The 20,732-nt window shown below is 69.1% G+C and carries 20 protein-coding genes and 1 tRNA gene; 10 read left to right on the top strand and 11 right to left on the bottom strand.

The genetic code is table 11. From position 1 onward, the window contains the following. Positions 1–33: 33 nt before the first annotated feature. Complete coding sequence (locus tag ACNYS0_RS21335; RefSeq protein ID WP_422475858.1) at positions 34–1,188, top strand: acyl-CoA dehydrogenase family protein; 1,155 nt, start codon at positions 34–36, stop codon at positions 1,186–1,188. 68 nt (positions 1,189–1,256) lie between these two features. Here ACNYS0_RS21335 and ACNYS0_RS21330 read toward each other — a convergent pair whose 3' ends face one another. From ACNYS0_RS21330 to ACNYS0_RS21315, 4 genes are all read right to left on the bottom strand, one after another. Further along, entirely contained in the window at positions 1,257–1,586 is a 330-nt protein-coding gene (locus ACNYS0_RS21330; protein ID WP_422482745.1) for a rhodanese-like domain-containing protein, read from the bottom strand. Between the two features lie 76 nt (positions 1,587–1,662). Beyond that, the gene (locus ACNYS0_RS21325) at positions 1,663–2,496 is read right to left on the bottom strand and encodes a hypothetical protein (protein ID WP_422482744.1); all 834 of its coding nucleotides are present in this window, start codon (positions 2,494–2,496) and stop codon (positions 1,663–1,665) included. A 129-nt stretch (positions 2,497–2,625) separates the two neighbouring features. Then, the gene (locus tag ACNYS0_RS21320) at positions 2,626–4,074 is read right to left on the bottom strand and encodes a DUF2252 domain-containing protein (RefSeq protein ID WP_422482743.1); all 1,449 of its coding nucleotides are present in this window, start codon (positions 4,072–4,074) and stop codon (positions 2,626–2,628) included. A gap of 219 nt (positions 4,075–4,293) precedes the next feature. Continuing rightward, positions 4,294–4,683: a winged helix-turn-helix transcriptional regulator gene (locus ACNYS0_RS21315; RefSeq protein ID WP_422482742.1), complete on the bottom strand. Its 390-nt coding sequence runs from the start codon at positions 4,681–4,683 to the stop codon at positions 4,294–4,296. Positions 4,684–4,831: 148 nt separating this feature from the next. Between ACNYS0_RS21315 and ACNYS0_RS21310 the strand changes: the two genes are divergently transcribed. Next, positions 4,832–5,485, top strand: a complete 654-nt coding sequence (locus ACNYS0_RS21310; RefSeq protein ID WP_422475856.1) for an FMN-dependent NADH-azoreductase — start codon at positions 4,832–4,834, stop codon at positions 5,483–5,485. Positions 5,486–5,672: 187 nt separating this feature from the next. Here ACNYS0_RS21310 and ACNYS0_RS21305 read toward each other — a convergent pair. Then, positions 5,673–5,755, bottom strand: a tRNA-Leu gene (locus tag ACNYS0_RS21305). Between the two features lie 334 nt (positions 5,756–6,089). Here ACNYS0_RS21305 and ACNYS0_RS21300 point away from each other — a divergent pair. The 7 genes from ACNYS0_RS21300 (at position 6,090) to ACNYS0_RS21270 (ending at position 15,541) form a co-directional block, all read left to right on the top strand. Further along, a complete protein-coding gene (locus tag ACNYS0_RS21300; protein ID WP_422475854.1) occupies positions 6,090–6,947 on the top strand; it encodes an FhaA domain-containing protein in 858 nt (285 codons plus the stop codon). A gap of 10 nt (positions 6,948–6,957) precedes the next feature. Further along, on the top strand, positions 6,958–7,479 hold the full coding sequence (locus ACNYS0_RS21295; protein ID WP_385759148.1) for an FHA domain-containing protein FhaB/FipA: 522 nt from the start codon (positions 6,958–6,960) through the stop codon (positions 7,477–7,479). A gap of 158 nt (positions 7,480–7,637) precedes the next feature. After that, a complete protein-coding gene (locus ACNYS0_RS21290; protein WP_422475852.1) occupies positions 7,638–9,167 on the top strand; it encodes a Stp1/IreP family PP2C-type Ser/Thr phosphatase in 1,530 nt (509 codons plus the stop codon). A gap of 25 nt (positions 9,168–9,192) precedes the next feature. Next, on the top strand, positions 9,193–10,620 hold the full coding sequence (locus tag ACNYS0_RS21285) for an FtsW/RodA/SpoVE family cell cycle protein (protein ID WP_422475850.1): 1,428 nt from the start codon (positions 9,193–9,195) through the stop codon (positions 10,618–10,620). Then, positions 10,617–12,083, top strand: coding sequence for a peptidoglycan D,D-transpeptidase FtsI family protein (locus ACNYS0_RS21280; protein WP_422475848.1), 1,467 nt, complete (start codon positions 10,617–10,619; stop codon positions 12,081–12,083). Before ACNYS0_RS21285 ends, ACNYS0_RS21280 begins: the two co-directional genes overlap by 4 nt. 199 nt (positions 12,084–12,282) lie before the next feature. Then, positions 12,283–14,280, top strand: a complete 1,998-nt coding sequence (gene pknB, locus ACNYS0_RS21275) for a Stk1 family PASTA domain-containing Ser/Thr kinase (RefSeq protein WP_422475846.1) — start codon at positions 12,283–12,285, stop codon at positions 14,278–14,280. A gap of 199 nt (positions 14,281–14,479) precedes the next feature. After that, entirely contained in the window at positions 14,480–15,541 is a 1,062-nt protein-coding gene (locus ACNYS0_RS21270) for a restriction endonuclease (protein WP_422475844.1), read from the top strand. Between the two features lie 96 nt (positions 15,542–15,637). Here ACNYS0_RS21270 and ACNYS0_RS21265 read toward each other — a convergent pair whose 3' ends face one another. The 6 genes from ACNYS0_RS21265 to ACNYS0_RS21240 form a co-directional block, all read right to left on the bottom strand. Then, a complete protein-coding gene (locus ACNYS0_RS21265; protein WP_422475842.1) occupies positions 15,638–16,381 on the bottom strand; it encodes a class E sortase in 744 nt (247 codons plus the stop codon). 61 nt (positions 16,382–16,442) lie between these two features. Next, positions 16,443–17,723 (bottom strand): class E sortase, encoded by a 1,281-nt coding sequence (locus tag ACNYS0_RS21260; protein WP_422475840.1) that lies wholly within the window; start codon positions 17,721–17,723, stop codon positions 16,443–16,445. Continuing rightward, the gene (locus ACNYS0_RS21255) at positions 17,720–18,367 is read right to left on the bottom strand and encodes an aminodeoxychorismate/anthranilate synthase component II (protein ID WP_422475839.1); all 648 of its coding nucleotides are present in this window, start codon (positions 18,365–18,367) and stop codon (positions 17,720–17,722) included. Before ACNYS0_RS21255 ends, ACNYS0_RS21260 begins: the two co-directional genes overlap by 4 nt. Further along, positions 18,364–18,525 (bottom strand): hypothetical protein, encoded by a 162-nt coding sequence (locus tag ACNYS0_RS21250; protein WP_306322671.1) that lies wholly within the window; start codon positions 18,523–18,525, stop codon positions 18,364–18,366. Before ACNYS0_RS21250 ends, ACNYS0_RS21255 begins: the two co-directional genes overlap by 4 nt. 41 nt (positions 18,526–18,566) lie before the next feature. After that, entirely contained in the window at positions 18,567–19,262 is a 696-nt protein-coding gene (locus ACNYS0_RS21245; RefSeq protein ID WP_422475837.1) for a class E sortase, read from the bottom strand. Positions 19,263–19,292: 30 nt separating this feature from the next. Next, positions 19,293–20,060: a DUF881 domain-containing protein gene (locus ACNYS0_RS21240; RefSeq protein ID WP_422475836.1), complete on the bottom strand. Its 768-nt coding sequence runs from the start codon at positions 20,058–20,060 to the stop codon at positions 19,293–19,295. Positions 20,061–20,213: 153 nt separating this feature from the next. On the opposite strand from ACNYS0_RS21240, the gene crgA reads away from it, so the two are divergent. Beyond that, positions 20,214–20,471, top strand: coding sequence for a cell division protein CrgA (gene crgA, locus ACNYS0_RS21235; protein WP_385759110.1), 258 nt, complete (start codon positions 20,214–20,216; stop codon positions 20,469–20,471). Positions 20,472–20,732 lie beyond the last annotated feature (261 nt).

Below are 20,732 nucleotides of genomic sequence, written 5' to 3'. Positions count from 1 at the left end.
CGGCAGGAACGGCAGCAACGGGAGGAAAGGCCAGTGGACTTCACCTTCTCCGAGGAGCAACAGGCGGCCGTCGAGGCGGCACAGGCGGTGTTCGGTCCGGTCGCGCCGGACGGTGTGCCCAGCCCCTCGCTCACCTCGGGCGCGGTCGCCGAGGACTTCGACCGGGCGCTGTGGGCGAAGGCCGCCGACGCCGACCTGCTCAGCCTGCTGGTCGGTCCCGAACACGGCGGAGCGGGGCTCGACGCCATCGCGCTCTGTCTGGTGCTGCGCGAATCGGCGAAGGTACTCGCCCGGATCCCGCTGCTCGAACACAGCGCGGCGGCGACGGTCGTACAGGCCTGCGGTGGAGCGGAGTTGCGGCAGGAGATCCTCCCCCGCGCCGCGCGCGGCGAGCTCGTGCTGACCGTCGCCTCCGCGGGCCGCACCGGACACGACCCGGCCGAACTGGCCGTCACCGCACGCAAGGAGACCGACGCGGGCCCTGAGACCTGGGTGCTCGACGGTGTGCAGACGGCCGTGCCCTGGGCCTTCGGCGCCGACCGGATCCTCGTCCCGGCCCACACCGGCGAGGGCGAAGCGGTGCTCGCGGTGCTCCCCGGGCCGTTCTCCGACGTACCCGGGCTCACGCTCGCCGAGCAGATATCGACGACCGGCGAGCGCCAGGCCGAGCTCCGTCTGGACGGCGTGCGCGTCGAGGCGCGGCACCTCATCGAGGACGCCACGGCCTGGTCCCGGCTGCACGACCTGCTCGCCACCGGCACCTGCGCGCTCGCGCTCGGCCTCGGCGAGGGCGTGCTCAAGATGACCAGTGACTACGCGGGCAAGCGCGAGCAGTTCGGCCACCCCATCGCCACGTTCCAGGCGGTGGCCGTGCAGGCCGCCGACCGCTACATCGACCTGCGCGCCATGGAGGCCACGCTGTGGCAGGCGGCCTGGCGCATCAGCAGTGGAGCGAGCGGCCCGCTACCGGTCGCGGGGGACGTGGCGGTCGCCAAGACCTGGGCATCCGACGGCGTACGCCGCGTCGTGCAGACCGCCCAGCATCTGCACGGCGGCTTCGGCGCGGACACGGACTACCCGCTGCACCGCTATCACGCGTGGGCCAAGCACCTGGAGCTCTCGCTCGGCCCGGCCGCCGCCCACGAGGAGGCACTCGGCGACCTGCTGGCCGCGCACCCCCTGGGCTGATCGGCCCGGAGATCAGCTCTCCGGGCCGATCACGGTCGAGCACGGTCGATCGCCCCGGAGATCGGCCCTCAGGCCACGCCGCCCGGCTGCCCGTTGTCGTCCACGACGGGGCGGCCGGCGGCCTCCCAGGCCTGCATGCCGCCGTCGACGTTCACCGCGTCGACGCCCTGCTGCGTCAGATACATCGTCACCTGGGCGGAGCGCCCGCCGGAGCGGCAGATCACGTTGACCCGGCCGTCCTGCGGCGCCGCCTCGGTCAACTCGCCGTAGCGGGCGACGAATTCGCTCATCGGAATGTGCAGCGCGCCCGCCGCGTGACCCGCCTGCCACTCGTCGTCCTCACGGACGTCGAGGAGGAAGTCCTCTTCCTTGAGCTCGTCGACAGCGACCGTGGGCACACCAGAACCGAAAACCATGCCCCCGACGCTACCCCTCGGCCCCGGGCCCCGGCACCACCGGCCTCAGGAAGAAGCCTCAGGAAGAAGCGGTCAGCCGCTCCAGCTCGGCCTCCTGCTCGGCGACCTGCGCGAGCAGTTTCTCGGCGATCTCGTCGAGCAGGGTGTCCGGATCGTCGGGGGCCATCCGCAGCATCGAGCCGATCGCGCTCTCCTCCAGCTCCTGCGCCACCGCCGTGAGCAGTTCCTTGCGCTGCGCCAGCCACTCGAGGCGGGCGTACAGCTCCTCGCTCTCGGACGGCTGCTGCTCGGCCGGGGCAGGGCCCTTGTCCCACTCCTCGGCCAGCTCGCGCAGCAGCGCCGCGTCACCACGCCCGTACGCCGCGTTCACCCGGGAGATGAACTCGTCGCGCCGCTCCCGCTCCCGGTCGTCCTGCGCCAGGTCCGGGTGCGCCTTGCGGGCCAGCTCGCGGTAGAGCTTGCGGGCCTCCTCGCTGGGCCGCACCCGCTGCGGCGGCCGCACCGGCTGATCGGACAGCATCGCGCTGGCCTCCGGGAACAGCCCGTCCCCGTCCATCCACCCGTGGAACAGCTCCTCGACGCCGGGCATCGGCATCACCCGCGCCCGCGCCTCGTCGGCCTTGCGGCGGTCCTCGGGGTCACCGCTGCGGGCCGCCCGCGCCTCCGCGATCAACGCCTCCAGCTCGTCGAGCCGCGTGTACATCGGCCCGAGCTTCTGGTGGTGCAGCCGCGAGAAGTTCTCCACCTCGACCCGGAAGGTCTCCACGGCGATCTCGAACTCGATCAGCGCCTGCTCGGCAGCGCGCACGGCCCGCTCGAGGCGCTCCTCGGGCCGCTCCGCCGCCTGCTCGGCGCTGCGCTGTTCGGCCCGCTCGCTGAGGCGTTCCTTCAGGCGGTCCTTGAGGCGCTCCCGAGGTTGCTCCTCCGGCTGCCCTGCCACATCGTCGGTCTCCGGGGTCGTCACACGACCAGCGTAGGGCACGGTGTTGACCGCGCCGGAACGGCCGCGGCGGCCCGCTCCTCAGACGCCCGCCTCGGCCGCCACCCGCCCCTCGCGCACGGCCCGCACCAGCTCCCCGTGGTCCGCCTCCGTCCGGTCCGCGTAGGCGACGGCGAACGCGGCCACCGCCTCGTCCAGCTCCTCGTTCTTTCCGCAGTACCCGGCGACGAGCCGCGGGTCGGCGCTGTGCGCGTGGGCGCGGGCGAGCAGGGCGCCCGTCATCCGGGCGTAGTCGTCTATCTGGTCCGCGGCGAGGGCGGCCGGGTCGACACTGCCCTTGCGGTTCCTGAACTGCCGCACCTGGAACGGCCGTTCCTCGACCGTGGTCCAGCCGAGCAGGATGTCGCTGACGACCTGCATGCGCTTCTGCCCGAGCACCACCCGCCGGCCCTCGTGCTCCACGGGCTCCGCCGCGAACCCGGCCGCCGCCAGGTGCGGGAGCAGCGCCGAGGCCCGCGCCTCCTTCACCTGGAGCACGAGCGGCTCGCCCCGGTGGTCGAGGAGCAGCACCACATAGGAGCGGGTGCCGACGCTGCCGGTGCCGACGACGCGGAACGCCACGTCATGGATCGCGTACCGCCCGAGCAGCGGCAGCCGGTCCGCGGACAGGGTGCCCAGATAGGGGCCCAGCGCGCTCGCGACCGCCGCGGCCTCTGCGTCCGGCACCGAGCGCAGCACCGGCGGCGCGTCCACGAACCGCCGCCCGCCGCCTTCCACCTCGACCGTGGACTTGGCCGCGAACCGTCCGCTGGTGTTCCTGCTGGCCTTCTCGGAGACCCGCTCCAGGGTGCCGAGCAGGTCGCGGGCGTTCGCGTGCGAGACGAGCTCCTCGTCGGCGATCGCGTTCCACGCCTCCAGGGTGGGGAGCTTCGCGAGGAGCCGCATGGTGCGCCGGTAGGCGCCGACGGCGTCGTGCGCCGCTTCCTCGCAGGTGTCCTCGTCGGCCCCCGCCTCCCGGCCCGCGAGCACGAGCGAGGTGGCGAGCCGCTTCAGGTCCCATTCCCAGGGGCCGTGCACCGTCTCGTCGAAGTCGTTCAGGTCGATGACGAGGCCGCCGCGCGCGTCCGCGTACAGGCCGAAGTTGGCCGCGTGCGCGTCACCGCAGATCTGGGCGCCGACTCCTGTCACCGGGGTGCGCGCGAGGTCGTACGCCATGAGCCCCGCGGAGCCGCGCAGGAACGCGAACGGGGTGGCGGCCATGCGGCCGACGCGTATCGGGGTGAGCTCGGGGATCCTGCCGAGGTTGGACTCCTCGACGGCCGCAGGACCGTCCGGCCGGTCCGGGTCCGCCGCGAAGTCCCGGTGCGCGCTCCGCGGCACCTTCTCGCGCAGCGCCTTGCCCGCCGCCTTGGGCGAGACGCCCGATTCCCCGGCAGCCGCCGCGAATCCGGGCACCCGCGGCAACCGCCGCGCCCCGGCCTTCTCGGCCTCCGCCGCCCCGCCCTGCCGCGGCACCGCCACGTGCTCCAATCCGCCCACGAGCGACCGCCTCCCCCGTCCCGTACGAACGTCGCGCACGGGGCCCGACCCCGCACGTCGCCTGTCATCGGCACGACCGTACCGCCGGTCCGGAAAACCCGTCAGGGCCTGTGGAAAACCCTCAGCACGTGCACAACTCGATCACTCCGCGGGCCCACCGTCTGCGTCCCCACCGGGTCCCACCAGACCCAGCACACCCCCGGCAGTCCCCTACTTACGGAACTCCTCCGGGCACGTCCCGCCCTCGGCCCCCAGGTACTTCCCGGCCCAGTCCCCGAGCTCCCGCAGCGACGCCTGCAACGCGGCGCCCGCCGCCGAGAGCCGGTAGGAGACCCGCAGCGGCGGCCCTTCGTCGACCTCCCGCACGACGAGACCGGCAGCGCCGAGCTCGGTCAGCCGGTCGGAGAGCATGCGTTCGCTGATGCCGGGGATGGCCCGGCGCAGATCCGCGAAGTGTCTCGGGCCGCTCATCAGGACGGACACGATCAGCCCCGTCCAGCGCTTGCCCAGTAGTCCGAAGACGCGCGTCATGCCGATGTCGACCGTCGAACACCTCTGGGGTTCGTGGGTCACGGCGTCTCCCGCGCACGCCTCGCTCATGTCTTCCCCGTTGCCCACCATGCCTCCAGGGTACTGCGTTCTCGTATGGGGATGAAAAAAAGTAAGCCCCTGTGCTATTACTAGTTACATACTCAATTACCGCGCCCTCAACCCTCGCGGGGCGCCCTCACTCTCACGGGAGAGAACCATGGCCACCCTGCTCCACATCGACTCCTCCGTCTTCGACGGCCAGTCCTCCGCGTCCCGCGCCGTCACGGACGCCTTCCGCAAGGCCTGGCAAGAGCAGCACCCGGAGGGCACCGTCGTCTACCGCGACCTGGCCGCGAACCCGGTGCCGCACATCACCGCCGACGCCCACCTGGCCGGCTTCGTCCCCGCCGACGCCCACACGCCGGAGCAGGCCGCCGCCTTCGCCGAGCGCGTCAAGCTCATCGAGGAGCTGGAGCAGGCGGACGCCGTCCTGATCGGCGCCCCGATGTACAACTTCTCGATCCCCTCCACGCTGAAGGCGTGGCTGGACAACGTGATCCTCATGGGCCGCACCTCGGGCCCCGAGACCCAGTCCGCCAAGGGCACCCCGGTCACCGTCGTCGCCAGCCGCGGCGGCTCCTACGCCCCCGGCACCCCGCGCGAGGGCTTCGAGTACGTGCAGAACTTCCTGGGCGCCGCCCTGCGCGACGGCCTCGGCCTCGACCTGGACTTCATCGTCCCGGAGCTGACCATGGCCCCGCAGAACCCGGCCATGGCCGAGCTCGTCCCGCTCTACGAGGCCTCCCGCACCAAGGCCCTCGCGGACGCCGAGGAGAAGGGCAAGGCGCTCGCCTCCCGCTTCGCCGCCTGAGCACGCGCGCGTACCGAAGCACACGCACGCGAGAGCACACGCACGCGAGCACGCGCGCGTAGTGGCGTGACATAACCCACAGGGCCCCGCGACCGGTCGGTCGCGGGGCCCTGTGGGCATGCGCACCCACCCACGGCAGGCAACGCAAAAGCCCCGCAGATCCGAGGATCTGCGGGGCTTTTCGCTGTGCGCGAGGGGGGATTTGAACCCCCACGTCCCGAAGGACACTGGCACCTGAAGCCAGCGCGTCTGCCGTTCCGCCACTCGCGCAATCGAGTGTGTCTTCCGAACCCTGCGCCCTTGCGGGCCCTGTGCCTTCCGACGAACAAAACATTAGCACGCTGGAGAGGGTGGATTCACATCCGTTCTGGCGGGCCCTCAACGGGCACCCGAGGCCTGGATCGCCCACGGCCCACAGCCGCGTACGGGACACTGTCCGGAGGCCACCTCTACGATCCCCAGACAAGGGGCCCGGTTGAGGGGCTGTGAGCGTCGACACTCATCGAGCAGGCGGACAGGGGGAACCAGCCGATTTCCCGACGCGTGGATACGATCAGTAAGCAGTACCAAGTAGGCAGGACGGCAAAGAAGGAGGAGGTGCCCCATGGGAGTCCTGAAGAAGTTTGAACAGCGCCTGGAGGGGCTGGTCAACGGCACCTTCGCCAAGGTCTTCAAGTCCGAGGTGCAGCCCGTCGAGATCGCAGGCGCGCTTCAGCGCGAGTGCGACAACAACGCCACGATCTGGAACCGGGACCGGACCGTCGTCCCCAACGACTTCATCGTGGAGCTCAGCGCGCCCGACTACGAGCGGCTGAGCCCCTACTCGGGCCAGCTCGGTGACGAGCTGTCCGGCATGGTGCGCGACTACGCGAAGCAGCAGCGCTACAGCTTCATGGGCCCCATCAAGGTGCACCTGGAGAAGGCGGACGACCTGGACACGGGTCTGTACCGGGTACGCAGCCGCACCCTCGCGTCCTCCACCAGCCAGGACAGGCCCCAGCAGCAGCGCCCCACCCCGGCCGCCCGGCCCAACCAGGCACCCGGTGGCTACGGATACCCGCAGCCCGCCGCGGCCCCGCCGATGCCCTCGGCACCGCCGCCGGGCCGTCCGGCGCACGCCCCGCAATCGGCGCCCGCGGCACAAGGACAGCAGCCCGACGCGGGCCCGCTGCCCGGCGCCCGCGTGCGTCACTGGATCGAGATCAATGGCACACGCCACCAGATCTCGCGCGCCACCCTCGTGCTCGGCCGGTCCACCGAGGCCGACGTGCGGATCGACGACCCCGGCGTATCGCGCCGGCACTGCGAGATCCGGACCGGAACGCCCTCGACGATCCAGGATCTCGGATCCACCAACGGCATCGTGGTGGACGGGCAGCACACCACCCGCGCTACGCTCCGCGACGGCTCGCGGATCGTCGTGGGCCAAACCACCATCGTTTACCGGCAAGCCGAAGGGTGAAGCGGGGGCAATGTCAGAGCTGACCCTGACGGTCATGCGGCTGGGTTTCCTGGCCGTTCTGTGGCTGTTCGTGATCGTGGCCGTCCAGGTCATCCGCAGCGACCTGTTCGGTACGCGCGTCACCGCACGCGGCTCGCGCCGTGAGAGCGGGCGCTCGCAACAGGCCGCACGACAGGCCGCCGCTCCTCCGCAGCAGCGGCAACAGCAGCAAGGGGGCGGTGGCCGCCAGCGGCGCGGCGCCCCCTCCAAGCTGGTCGTCTCCGAAGGCACGCTCACCGGTACGACGGTGGCGCTCCAGGGGCAGACGATCACGCTCGGCCGTGCGCACGACAGCACGATCGTGCTCGACGACGACTACGCGTCGAGCCGGCATGCCAGGATCTACCCGGACCGGGACGGCCAGTGGATCGTCGAGGATCTCGGGTCCACCAACGGCACGTATCTCGACCGGACCCGCCTCACGACGCCCCAGCCGATCCCGCTGGGCGCGCCGATCCGCATCGGCAAGACCGTCATCGAGCTGCGGAAGTAGTGCTACGTCATGAATGAGCGCGAGCGGAGCGAGCGGGCCGACGCGGACGTCCGGGGCCTTGCCGGCCCGGACACCGGCGCGCTCCCGACCGGAGGGTGGGCAGTGTGGTTCGACACGACCGGCTGTACCCGGAGTCTGAGCCAGCTGGGCAGGTGCGCATGAGTCTGTCACTGCGCTTCGCCGCCGGATCACACAAAGGCATGATCCGCGAGGGCAACGAGGACTCCGGCTACGCCGGCCCCCGGCTGCTCGCGATCGCCGACGGCATGGGCGGCCAGGCCGCCGGTGAGGTCGCCTCGTCCGAGGTGATCTCCACCATCGTCGCGCTCGACGACGACGTGCCCGGTTCGGACATCCTGACCTCGCTCGGCACCGCCGTGCAGCGGGCCAACGACCAGCTCCGGATGATGGTCGAGGAGGACCCCCAGCTCGAGGGCATGGGGACCACCCTGACCGCACTGCTGTGGACGGGCCAGCGGCTCGGCCTCGTACACGTCGGCGACTCGCGCGCATACCTGCTGCGCGACGGCGTGCTCACGCAGATCACCCAGGACCACACATGGGTGCAGCGCCTCGTCGACGAGGGCCGCATCACCGAAGAGGAAGCCACCACGCACCCGCAGCGCTCGCTGCTCATGCGCGCGCTGGGCAGCGGCGACCACGTCGAGCCCGACCTCTCCATCCGTGAGGTCCGGGCCGGCGACCGGTACCTGATCTGCTCCGACGGCCTGTCCGGCGTCGTCTCCCACCAGACGATGGAGGAGACGCTCGCCAGTTACCAGGGCCCGCAGGAGACGGTCCAGGACCTGATCCAGCTGGCGCTGCGCGGCGGCGGCCCCGACAACATCACCGTGATCGTCGCGGACGTCCTGGACATCGACAGCGGGGACACCCTCGCCGGTCATCTCTCGGACGCACCCGTGATCGTCGGCGCGGTCGCCGAGAACCAGCAGGCGCTGCACGAGGGCAACGCCATGGAGACGCCCGCGGGCCGCGCCGCCGGACTCGGCCGCCAGGCCCCCGGCGGAGCCCACGGCGGTGGCGGCGAGTTCGGCCCGCCCGACAGCGGCGCCGTCGAGGGCTTCTCCTACTCGGACGAGGACTTCGTCAAGCCGCGGCCCCGCCGGAGGTGGCTCAAGAGATCCCTCTACACGGTGCTCGCGCTGGCCGTCATCGGCGGCGGACTCTACGGCGGCTACCGCTGGACGCAGACGCAGTACTACGTCGGCACCAACGAGGAGCACGTTGCGCTGTACCGCGGCATCAGCCAGGACCTCGCCTGGGTGAGCCTGTCCGACGTGGCGAAGGACCACCCGGAGATCCAGCTCAAGTACCTGCCGCCGTACCAGCGCAAGCAGGTCGACGCGACCATCGCGGAAGGCGACCTGGCCGCCGCACAGGACAAGATCCAGGAACTGTCCGCGCAGGCCACCGCATGCGAGAAGCAGGCCGCACGGGACAAGGCCGAGAACGAGAAGAACGCGAAGACCGGCGAGGGCGAAGCGGGCGGAACCTCCACGGGAGGCACGGCGTCCAAGGCGTCGTACCGCACCGCCTCACCCACGCCGACCCCGTCGAAGCCGTCCTCTTCGCCGTCCGGCAAGTCCAAGACCTCTCCCACGCCCACCCCTGGCCCCACTCTCTCCGAGGAAGAGCAGCAGCTGGCCAAGGCGTGCGCACAGCAGTAGAAGCCGTTGGGGGCCTCAGCACGCCATGAGTAGTAACTCCACGACCCATACGTCGACCATTGGAGCGATCGGAGCACCCAGCCGGCGCAACACCGAGCTGGCACTGCTCGTGTTCGCCGTGATCATCCCGGTGTTCGCGTACGCCAATGTCGGCCTCGCCCTCGACGGCGAGGTCCCCGCGGGCCTGCTCGGTTACGGGCTCGGCCTCGGCCTGCTCGCGGGCGTCGCCCACATCGTCGTACGGAAGTTCGCGGCGTACTCGGACCCCCTGATGCTGCCGCTGGCCACACTGCTCAACGGGCTCGGCCTGGTGGTCATCTGGCGGCTCGACCAGTCGAAGCTGTTGCAGTCGATCGACCAGGCGGGCAGCGCCGCGCCCAAGCAGCTGATGTACACGGCCATGGGCATCGCGCTCTTCATCGTCGTCCTGATCTTCCTCAAGGACCACCGCGCCCTCCAGCGCTACACCTACATCTCCATGCTCGGCGCCGTCGTCCTGCTGCTGCTCCCACTGGTTCCGGGCCTCGGCCAGAACATCTACGGCGCCAAGATCTGGATCCACGTCGGCGGCTTCTCCATCCAGCCCGGCGAGTTCGCGAAGATCGTTCTCGCGATCTTCTTCGCCGGCTACCTCATGGTGAAGCGGGACGCCCTGGCGCTCGCCTCGCGCCGCTTCATGGGCCTGTACCTGCCGCGCGGCCGCGACCTCGGACCGATCCTCGTCGTCTGGGGGATCTCGATCCTCATCCTGGTCTTCGAGACGGACCTCGGTACCTCGCTGCTGTTCTTCGGAATGTTCGTCATCATGCTGTACGTCGCCACCGAGCGGACCAGCTGGATCGTCTTCGGTCTGATGATGTCCGCGGTCGGCGCCGTCGGCGTGGCCACGTTCGAACCGCACATCCAGCAGCGCGTCGACGCCTGGCTCGACCCGATGAAGGAGTACATGCTCAGCCGCCAGGGCGTGGCAGGGCACTCCGAGCAGGCGATGCAGGCGCTGTGGGCCTTCGGTTCCGGCGGCACCCTCGGCACCGGCTGGGGCCAGGGCCACTCCGAACTGATCCGCTTCGCCGCGAACTCCGACTTCGTCCTCGCCACCTTCGGCGAGGAGCTGGGCCTCGCCGGCCTGATGGCGATCCTGCTGCTCTACGCACTCATCGTGGAGCGCGGCGTGCGCACCGCGCTCGCCGCCCGCGACCCCTTCGGCAAGCTGCTCGCCGTCGGCCTGTCCGGCGCCTTCGCGCTCCAGGTCTTCGTCGTCGCGGGCGGTGTGATGGGCCTCATCCCGCTGACCGGTATGACGATGCCCTTCCTCGCGTACGGCGGTTCCTCCGTCATCGCCAACTGGGCGCTCATCGGCATCCTGATCCGGATCAGCGACACCGCGCGGCGGCCCGCCCCGAGCCCGACGCCAAGTCCCGACGCCGAGATGACCCAGGTGGTCCGACCGTGAACAAGCCCCTGCGCCGTATCGCGATCTTCTGCGGCCTGCTCATCCTGGGCCTCCTGATCCGGGACAACTGGCTCCAGTACGTGAAGGCCGACTCGCTCGCCTCCGACAAGGAGAACCGCCGCGTCGCCATCGAGCGGTACTCCACGCCACGCGGCGACATCATCGTCGACGGCAAGTCGATCACCGGCTCCAAGGCGACGACCGGCACCGACCTGAAGTACAAGCGGACCTGGAAGGACGGGCCCATGTGGTCGCCCGTCACCGGCTACGCCTCGCAGGTCGTCGGCGCCAGCCAGATCGAGAACCTCGAGGACGGCATCCTCAGCGGCAACGACGACCGCCTCTTCTTCCGCAACACCCTCGACATGATCACGGGCAAGCAGAAGGAGGGCGGCAACGTCGTCACCACCCTCAACGCCGACGCACAGAAGGCCGCCTACGACGGCCTGAAGAACCGCGGCAAGGGTGCCGTCGCCGCCATCGAGCCGTCCACCGGCAAGATCCTCGCGCTCGCGTCCACACCGTCGTACGACCCGTCGGCCTTCGCCGGCAACTCCACCGAAGACGGCAAGACGTTCGCGCAGCTCGACAAGGACAAGGACAAGCCGCTCCTGAACCGCGCGCTGCGCGAGACGTACCCGCCGGGTTCGACGTTCAAGCTGGTGACGGCCGCCGCCGCACTGGAGAGCGGGAACTACGACCCGGACAAGGCAACGGACACCCCGCTGCCGTGGACCATGCCGGGCACCACCACGCCGCTGAAGAACGAGGGCAACATCCCTTGTAAGAACGCGACGCTGCGCAACGCCCTGAAGGTCTCCTGCAACACCGTCTTCGGCAAGATCGGCTCCGACCTCGGCGTCGACGCGATGCGCGAGGAGGCCGACAAGTTCGGCTTCAACAAGGAGCAGTTCATCCCGGTCCGCTCGAACGCGTCGAACTTCGACAAGGACATGAACAAGTCGGAGACCGCGCTCTCCTCGATCGGCCAGTTCAACACCGCCACGACCCCGCTCCAGATGGCGATGGTCGCCTCCGCGGTCGCCAACGACGGCAAGCTCATGGAGCCGTACATGGTCGACGAGCTGAAGGCCCCGAACCTCGACACCATCGAGAAGACGGACCCGAAGGAGATGAGCCGCCCGCTCTCCGAGGAGAACGCGCAGAAGCTCCAGTCGATGATGGAGACGGTCGTCAACGACCCGGGCGGCACCGGCTCCAACGCCAAGATCCCCGGCGTCACCGTCGGCGGCAAGACGGGTACCGCCCAGCACGGCGTCGACAACAGTGAGAAGCCTTACGCCTGGTTCGTCTCCTACGCCAAGACCAGCTCCGGTTCGCCGGTCGCCGTGGCCGTGGTCGTCGAGGACAGCGCCGCCAGCCGTCAGGACATCTCCGGTGGCGGCCTCGCCGCGCCCATCGCGCGAGACGTGATGAAGGCGGTCGTGGACAGCAAGGAGTGACCCGAGAGAACCCGGCTTCACCACCCCTTGTGAGCCCGGTCACTCGCCGTTCACATAGATGCACGTGGCGATACCGGTCCTGTCACGGGTCACGGTGGTGGCCAGGTCACGTTGAGCGAGCCGGGTACCGTATGGCCCGGACAGCACACCGCCCGACCCGAACGGGACGGTCGGGACCGACGGAGAGGGCTGGTAGGTAATGGAAGAGCCGCGTCGCCTCGGCGGCCGGTACGAGCTGGGCCAGGTGCTCGGCCGTGGTGGCATGGCGGAGGTCTATCTCGCCCATGACACCCGGCTCGGCCGCACCGTGGCGGTGAAGACGCTGCGGGTGGACCTCGCGCGCGACCCGTCGTTCCAGGCCCGGTTCCGCCGGGAGGCCCAGTCGGCCGCCTCGCTCAACCATCCCGCGATCGTGGCGGTGTACGACACCGGCGAGGACTACGTCGACAACATCTCCATCCCGTACATCGTGATGGAGTACGTCGACGGCTCCACACTCAGAGAGCTGCTGCACTCCGGCCGCAAGCTGCTGCCGGAGCGCGCCATGGAGATGACCGTCGGCATCCTCCAGGCCCTCGAGTACTCGCACCGCGCGGGCATCGTGCACCGCGACATCAAGCCGGCCAACGTCATGCTGACCCGCACCGGCCAGGTCAAGGTCATGGACTTCGGCATCGCCCGCGCGATGGGCGACGCCGGCATGACGATGACGCAGACCGCCGCCGTCATCGGCACCGCACAGTACCTCTCGCCGGAGCAGGCCAAGGGCGAGCAGGTCGACGCGCGCTCCGACCTGTACTCCACGGGCTGCCTGCTGTACGAGCTGCTCACCGTGCGGCCGCCGTTCGTCGGCGACTCCCCGGTCGCGGTCGCGTACCAGCACGTCCGCGAGGAAGCCCAGGCCCCGTCGGTCTTCGACTCCGAGATCACGCCCGAGATGGACGCCATCGTCCTCAAGGCGCTGACCAAGGACCCCGACTACCGCTACCAGTCGGCCGACGAGATGCGCGCCGACATCGAAGCCTGCCTCGACGGCCGGCCCGTCGCCGCCACCGCCGCCATGGGCGCGGTCGGCTACGGCGGGGGCCACCCCGACGACCAGCAGACCGCGATGCTGCGCCCGCAGAACGGCGCGGGGCAGACGTCGATGCTGCCGCCGACCAACCCGGACGACGGCGGCTTCGGCTACGACGAGCGGGGTGACCGGCGCCGCCAGGGCAAGAACCGCACGTCGACGATCTTCCTCGTCCTCGCGGGCATCCTGGTGCTCGTCGGCGCCATCCTGATCGGCAAGTGGATCTTCGGTGGCGACAGCGTCGGCAACGAATCGTTCAAGGCCCCGAACTTCGTCGGCAAGACGGTCGGCGAGGCCGAGAAGATGGCCGAGAACCGCGACCTCAAGCTGGACTCCAGCAAGTCGGGCCCCTGCGAGGACTACCCCAAGGGCCAGATCTGCTCGCAGGACCCGAAGTCCGGCACCACGGTCGAGAAGAACGACACGGTGACGGTGTCCGTCTCGACGGGCGCGCCCAAGGTCTCCATCCCGGACGTCACGGGCCTCTCCTACGACGAAGCCCGCTCCGAGCTGAAGAGCAAGGGCTTCGAGAACATCAACAGGGAGACCGAGGAGTCCGAGCGGACGCCCGGCACGGTCACCAAGCAGGACCCCTCGAGCGGCAAGGTCGAGAAGGGCACCGAGATCACCCTGACCGTCGCCAAGAAGAAGGCGCTCGTCACCGTCCCGAACGTGGCCGGCGGCAACCTCTCCTGCGACGAGGCCACCCAGCAGCTCAAGGACAGCAACCTCGAAGCGACCTGCACCGAGGAGGAGAGCACCGCGGCCGAGCCCGGCAAGGTCTTCGCCCAGAGCCTCCCCGCGGACAGCCAGGCGGAGCCCGGCTCCACCGTCACGCTGAAGGTCGCCAAGGAAGGCGCGCAGACCCCGGTCCCGAACGTGGTCGGCCAGACGGTCAAGGACGCCAAGAAGATCCTGAACGACGCCGGCTTCAAGAACGTCCAGTTCGCCGACGGCGCCGACCAGGGCGACGACGCCCGGGTCATCACCCAGGACCCGGCGGCCAACACCGCGTCCGACCCCGCCAACACCACGGTCACCCTGACCACGGTCGGCGGCGGCGGAAACGGCAACGGCGGCAACGACAACGGCGGCATCTTCGGCGGCAACCTCGGCGGCTGACGCCCCGCCACCCGCTTACGGCCGGAGCCCCGGCCCCCTCCACGCGAGGGGGCCGGGGCTCCGGCCGTTCGGCATGTGCGGCAATCCGGAGGAACAATCACACGCGGTTGCGAATATCGACCGTATCTTCATATGTCCTGATTCGTTGATCGAGGTGCGGTGGAGTGTCCGAACTCCCCGCGACGAAAGGACACTTGAGGTGATCAACGAATCTGCTCTGCTGGAATCCAAATCCCTGCGTCACAGCGTCCTCGACCGCACGGATGTACTCGACAAGGTCAAGGCCCTGTCGCTGCTGCCGGACGGGATGCATGTGACGACGGCGATGATCGCCGCCTACTTCGGTGTCACCACCGAAGTCATCCGGCAGCTCAAGCGTCGACACCACCAGGAGCTGACCACCAACGGAATGATCACGCTTCAGGGCTCTGAACTGGAAGAATTCAAGCGTGACACCCTGTCACGCTATCCAACGAGTTATCCACAGCCCCGTTCCAGCCTGACCCTCTACTCCCGCCGAGCCGTCCTCAACGTCGCCATGCTCCTGCGCGACAGCGACGTCGCCCGCCAAGTCCGCGCCTACCTCCTCGACATGGAATACCTGGCACGCACCCAACCAGCCGACGCTCAGGACACGGCAGGCAACGACGCGCTCGACGCCCGCATCGACCAACGCATCGACCAACGCATCGCCGACACCCTCGGCAAGACCGTCGTCCCCATGTTCAACGCCCTGATCGAAACCTCCGGCGAACACCGCCGGGAACTGATCGACCTCCGCGCCGGGATCCAGCACGTCGAGCACCGGATCCGCCGCCACCAGGCCCGCCTCCAGAGGCTGGAGGCATCCCTGGCTAGCAGCACCCCCACCGTCACCATGGCGGCCATGGACGCAATGAACGGCTCGGAGTTCGAGGACCACGTCGCCGCCCTGCTCCGCCGCGACGGCTGCACCGATGTCGTCGTCCGAGGCGGCCGTGGAGACCGCGGCGTCGACATCACCGCCGTCACTCCTGATGGCCGCCGTGTCGCCGTCCAGTGCAAGAGGTTCGCCCCCTACCTCTCGGTCACCAGCGCAGACATGCAGAAGTTCATCGGCGGCTCCAAGGTCCTTCGCATCTCCGACGTCTCGCTCTTCGTGGCCACATGCCGCTTCACCACAGAGGCAGTCGACATCGCCGCGGAGACCGGCGTCACGGTCGTACCCCGAGGCCTGCTGGAGGAATGGAGCACAGGAGCTCCACTCACCATCCTGAAGTGATCTCGCCGGACGTCGGCACCGCAGAAGACAAAGGGCCCGAAGCCGCAAGAGCAAGTTGCGGCTTCGGGCCCAGCCCTTATCGGGAGTGACGTCCTGTCACTCCCGCAGCTCCTTCGGCGGCGTCCGGTCCGCGTCCACCTTGTCGACCCGCTCCAGCTCGCCCCACACCACGTACCGGTACGTGGACGTGTAGACCGGCGTGCAGGTCGTCAGGGTGATGTACTTCCCGGGCTTCTTCCTGCCCGACTCCTCGGGGACCTTGTCGAGGACGTCCACGTTGTACTTCGAGGTCTCCGGAAGGATGTCGTAGACCTTGTAGACGTACCAGTCGTCCTTCGTCTCGAAGACGATCGGGTCGCCCTTCTCGATCTTGTCGATGTTGTGGAACTTGGCGCCGTGCCCGTCCCGGTGCGCGGCCAGCGAGAAGTTGCCGTTCTTCCCCGTCGTCGGCAACGTCGCCTTCACCGGGTCCGTGTAGTAGCCGGCGACACCATCGTTGAGGATCTTGGTGTCGGTGCCCTTCTCGACCAGCACCTCACCACCGCTCATCGCGGGCACGTGCAGGAAGCCGATGCCGTTCTTGGTGTCCAGCGCGCCGGGACCGCTGTTGCCCTTCCACTGGTCGCGAATCTTGTCGCCCTGCTTGCCCGCCGCACGATCCGCGACGACGTTGGTCCACCACAGTGAATAGGCGACGAAGAGACCGAGGATCACGCCCGCGGTGATGAGCAGTTCACCGAAGACACTGACAGCGGTCGCGATCTTGCCGCGCCGGGGCGCGGGCGCGGGCGAGGGGTCCTTCGGTGCGGCTTCTTCCCCATGGTCGGTCGTCGCTGCCACTGCGTCATGCCCCGTCTCTGTGCGCCGTACTGCCCGATGCCTGGTGCCCGGTGGTCCCCGGTTATTCGACGAGCGCGTCCGGCTTGCCCTTGCTCCGCGGACGCTCCTCGACCATCTTGCCCCAGACGATCATTCGATACGTACTGGTGAATTCCGGAGTGCACGTCGTCAGAGTGATGTATCGCCCCGGCTTGGTGAATCCGGAGCCGACCGGGATCGGGTTCAGCACGGCCGTGTTCGACGGCATCGTCTGCGGAAGGATGCTCGCCATCTTGTACACGTAGTACTTGTCCTGCGTCTCGACCACGATCGGGTCACCCGGTTCGAGACGGTTGATGAAGCGGAACGGCTCGCCATGGGTGTTGCGGTGCCCGGCGACCGCGAAGTTCCCCTTCTTCGCGTCCGGCATCGCGGTCGGAATGCTGTCCTTGTCGTAGTGCCCGACCATGCCCTTGTCGAGGACCTGCGGCTTGCTGATGCCCTCCGCGATCGGCACCACGACATCCAGCTTCGGAATGTAGAGGATCGCGAAGCCCTGCCCCGGCTCGAACGCGCCGGGCTTGCGCTTCCCGTTGGCCCAGTCGTCCTCAAGGCTGTGCCGGGCACTGCCGGCAATGTCGTGGGCCCTTATGTTCGACCACCACAGCTGGTAGGTGACGAACAACAGCATCAACACCCCGATGCTGATGAAGACTTCACCGACCGCCCGGCTCGCGATCACCCCGGCACCCGGCTTGGCGGCACGCGCCGCGGCCCGCGCCTCGACCCGGGTCAGCGGTTTCCCGTCCGCCCCCGTCTCCGAGCCCTGCTCCTGCTCGCTGGCGGTCGCGGCCGAATGCCGTCCGCCGCCCCGCTTGGCGGCCTTCCTGCGCGCGGCCCGGCCACCGGTGACCGGCGGCGTCCCGGCTATTCGCCGGGTGTCCGCGGTACGCAGGGCGACGGTCTCGTCGTCCCGCACCGGCTCGGGCTCCGGCTCATCCCGTACGGGAGTGTGGACCGGCTCAGGGGCCTGCTCAGGAGTGTGCCGCACGACCGCTGGGGCCACGGGCGCCACGGGCGCCGGCTCCGGGGCCTGCTGCCGCGCGCCGCCGTACCAGTCCTGGGCGTACCCCTGCGGGTCGTACCACTCGGGCTCCGGCTCGATACGGCGCTTCGGCCCCTGCGCCCGCGGCTGCCCCTGCTGAGGCGCCGGCTGCGGTTCCTGCTCCTGCGCTCCCGTCGGCCGGAACCACGGCGACGGATGCTGCCCCGGCAACGGGTCGTTCAGCGGGTCGTCGAGGCGACGCACGGCGTCCTCGAACCCGCCGGCCTCACCGTCCTGCTCGGGGCGCAACGCGGTCACGCCGAGGCCCTGCCCACGACCGGCGCGAGCCCGGCCGATCTGGCCACGGCGCCCGCGTCCCCGCACTCGACGAGCCAATTGGCGAGCATCAGGTGCCCGTGCTCGGTGAGCACCGACTCGGGGTGGAACTGCACACCCTCGACCGGCAGTTCACGGTGGCGCAGGCCCATGATGATGCCGTCCTCGGTGCGCGCCGTGACCTCGAGCTCCTCCGGGACGGTGCCGGGCTCCGCGGCCAGCGAGTGGTAGCGGGTGGCCGTGAACGGGTCGGGGAGGCCCGCGAAGACCCCCTTGCCCTCGTGCCCGACGAGCGAGGTCTTGCCGTGCAGCAGCTCCGGAGCGCGGTCCACGACGCCGCCGTACGCCACCTGCATCGACTGCATCCCGAGACAGACGCCGAAGACCGGCACACCGGTCGCCGCGCAGTGCCGCACCATCTCGATGCAGATACCGGCCTGTTCGGGGGCGCCCGGGCCCGGGCTGAGCAGCACGCCGTCGAAGCCGTCCTGCGCGTGCGAAGTCGTCACCTCGTCGTTGCGCACGACCTCGCACTCGGCACCCAGCTGGTACAGGTACTGGACGAGGTTGAAGACGAAGCTGTCGTAGTTGTCGACGACGAGAATGCGGGTCTTGCTGGTGCTCACTGGCCGTTCACCGTCACATCGTTGAAGGGCAGCAGCGGCTCGGCCCAGGGGAAGACGTACTGGAAGAGGACGTACACGACCGCCAGGACGAGCAGGACGGAGATCCCCGCCCTCACCCAGGTGTTCCCCGGCAGATGCCGCCAGATCCAGCCGTACATGCCGGGCTCCCCTTCCACCGTTCTGCGATTACGGCACCAGACTAACGGCGCAACGCTTTCGGTTTGCCTGCCTCCACAGGCTGAGTGGCATCGAGATGCGCCCAGACGATCAGCCGGTGGCTGTGGCCCCACTCCGGCTCACAGGTCGTCAGCGTCAGATAGCGACCGGGCTCCTTGTAACCGGACTTGCCCGGCACCGGGTCGATCACTCCGACGTCGCTCGGCAGCGTCTTGTACGGCTTGGTGTCGATGACGTACGTGAACCAGGTGGTCCCGTCGGTGAGCACGACCGGGTCGCCCGGCCTGAGCTTCGGGAAGTCCTTGAACGGGTCGCCGTATGTACGCCGATGCCCGGCGACCGCGAAGTTCCCCTTCTCCCCGAGCTGGGCCGTGCCCGCGTAGTGCCCGAGCCCCTTCTTGAGGGTGTCGACCTTCGTGTTCTGGAGCACGGGCTTGTTCCACGTGAAACCGAGCCGCGGGATGTACATCACACCGAAGGGCTTGCCGTCCTTGTACGGGCCCTGCTTCGGCGGCGCCGTACTGGTACCGCCGTCGGGCGCCGCACTGGCCACCGGCCGCTTCGCCCACTGGTCCTGGAGGTCGTCGATCTGACCGCCCATCGCACTGTCGGCCTTCACACCGGTCCAGAACAGCACGTACGCGACGAACAGCACGATCAGGGCGCCGCTGGTGATGCAGACCTCGCTGAATGTCCTGATGACGACACGTACCGACACAGGCCCCCCAGTACGGCGGCTACTCCATGGCTAGTTCACGGGCTTCGCGTAGTGGAGATCCACTGTGCCCGAGTAACCGGGAAGAGTCATCGCCCCGTCGTCCTCGACTTTCCAGCCGAGCCCGTACGCGTTGACGTACAGCATGTAGTTCTGGATCTCGGGCGAGGCCGCGACCGCCTGCTTCAACTTCTCCGGGTCCCCGACCGCGGTGATCTTGTACGGGGGCGAGTAGACGCGGCCCTGGAGGATCAGGGTGTTGCCGACGCAGCGGACGGCGGACGTGGAGATGAGGCGCTGGTCCATGACCTTGATGCCCTTGGCGCCGCCGTGCCACAGGGCGTTCACCACGGCCTGCAGGTCCTGCTGGTGGATGACCAGGTCGTTGGGCTGCGGGTCGGGGTAGCCGGGGAGCTTGGGGGCGGCGTTCGGCGGGGCGTCGTCGAGTGTGACGGAGATCGCCTCACCCTTGACCTTCTTCGTCCCGGACGCCTTCTCCAGGCCGGACAGCTTCTCGTCGTCGGCCTTCGTGGAGCCGTTGTCGCGCTCGGCGAGACGCTCGACGTCGCCGCGGACCCCGCTGTTGACCGCTTCCAGGTCCTTGTTCTTGCGGCTGCGCTCCTGGATGAGATCGGAGAGCTTCAGCAGGGACCCGTCCGTCCGGATATTGGTGCCCTTGGCCGTATTGAAACTGGTGAAGAAGATGAGGCCGGCGAGCGCGAAAACGCCGACGGTGAGCAACCGCACGGGCCGCAGGCGCCCACGAGCGGAACTCTTGGCAGAGTCGGCGGAATTGCTCAACGTACCCTTATCTCCTTCGACGCCACGGAAGCACTACGCTAACGGACGCCCGGAGGAGCACGGGGAATCCCCACAACTTCCCCTTGTACGCTGCTCCGGAGCCAGCCCACGTACTCTGCGCGGCCACGCAGCGCATCGACAGGAGAGACCCTCGTGCCGAAGTCACGTATCCGCAAGAAGGCCGACTACACGCCGCCGACGGCGTCGAAGCAGGCAGCCAATATCAAGCTGACCAACCGCGGCTGGGTGGCACCAGTGATGCTGGCGCTGTTCCTCATCGGGCTCGTCTGGATCGTCGTTTTCTACGTGGCCGACGGCACGCTGCCGATCAAGGCGCTCGGCAACTGGAACATCGTCGTGGGCTTCGGCTTCATCGCCGGCGGCTTCGGCGTCTCCACCCAGTGGAAGTAGCTGTGGCAGTACCTCTGCCCTGAGCTATCCACTGAGTTATCCACAGACTTGGATTGATTTTCCACAGCCGTGGAAAAGGTCGCATGATCTGTGGATAACCCACCGAGCGTTGACGCCGGTGTGACTGCACCAACCCCGCTCGACCACCTGTTCGCCCCTTGTCTCTCCTGGTCAAACCCGGGTTGATGACGAGGGGCACAGCTGTTCCCCACAGGATGCACAAGATCCACCACCCGCTGTGGACAACCTTGCTCAACATCC

Origin of the sequence: Streptomyces anthophorae (assembly GCF_049310305.1) — a bacterium.
Taxonomy (GTDB): Bacteria; Actinomycetota; Actinomycetes; order Streptomycetales; family Streptomycetaceae; genus Streptomyces.
Note: the sequence above shows the minus strand (reverse complement) of the source record. Positions and strands in the feature narration are given on the sequence as shown.

Coding starts and splice junctions, on each gene's coding strand:
- ACNYS0_RS21300 (WP_422475854.1), top strand. CDS start 6,090: ATGGGAGTCCTGAAGAAGTTTGAACAGCGCCTGGAGGGGCTGGTCAAC.
- ACNYS0_RS21290 (WP_422475852.1), top strand. CDS start 7,638: ATGAGTCTGTCACTGCGCTTCGCCGCCGGATCACACAAAGGCATGATC.
- ACNYS0_RS21310 (WP_422475856.1), top strand. CDS start 4,832: ATGGCCACCCTGCTCCACATCGACTCCTCCGTCTTCGACGGCCAGTCC.
- pknB (WP_422475846.1), top strand. CDS start 12,283: ATGGAAGAGCCGCGTCGCCTCGGCGGCCGGTACGAGCTGGGCCAGGTG.
- ACNYS0_RS21250 (WP_306322671.1), bottom strand. CDS start 18,525: ATGTACGGCTGGATCTGGCGGCATCTGCCGGGGAACACCTGGGTGAGG.
- ACNYS0_RS21315 (WP_422482742.1), bottom strand. CDS start 4,683: ATGAGCGAGGCGTGCGCGGGAGACGCCGTGACCCACGAACCCCAGAGG.
- ACNYS0_RS21295 (WP_385759148.1), top strand. CDS start 6,958: ATGTCAGAGCTGACCCTGACGGTCATGCGGCTGGGTTTCCTGGCCGTT.
- ACNYS0_RS21285 (WP_422475850.1), top strand. CDS start 9,193: ATGAGTAGTAACTCCACGACCCATACGTCGACCATTGGAGCGATCGGA.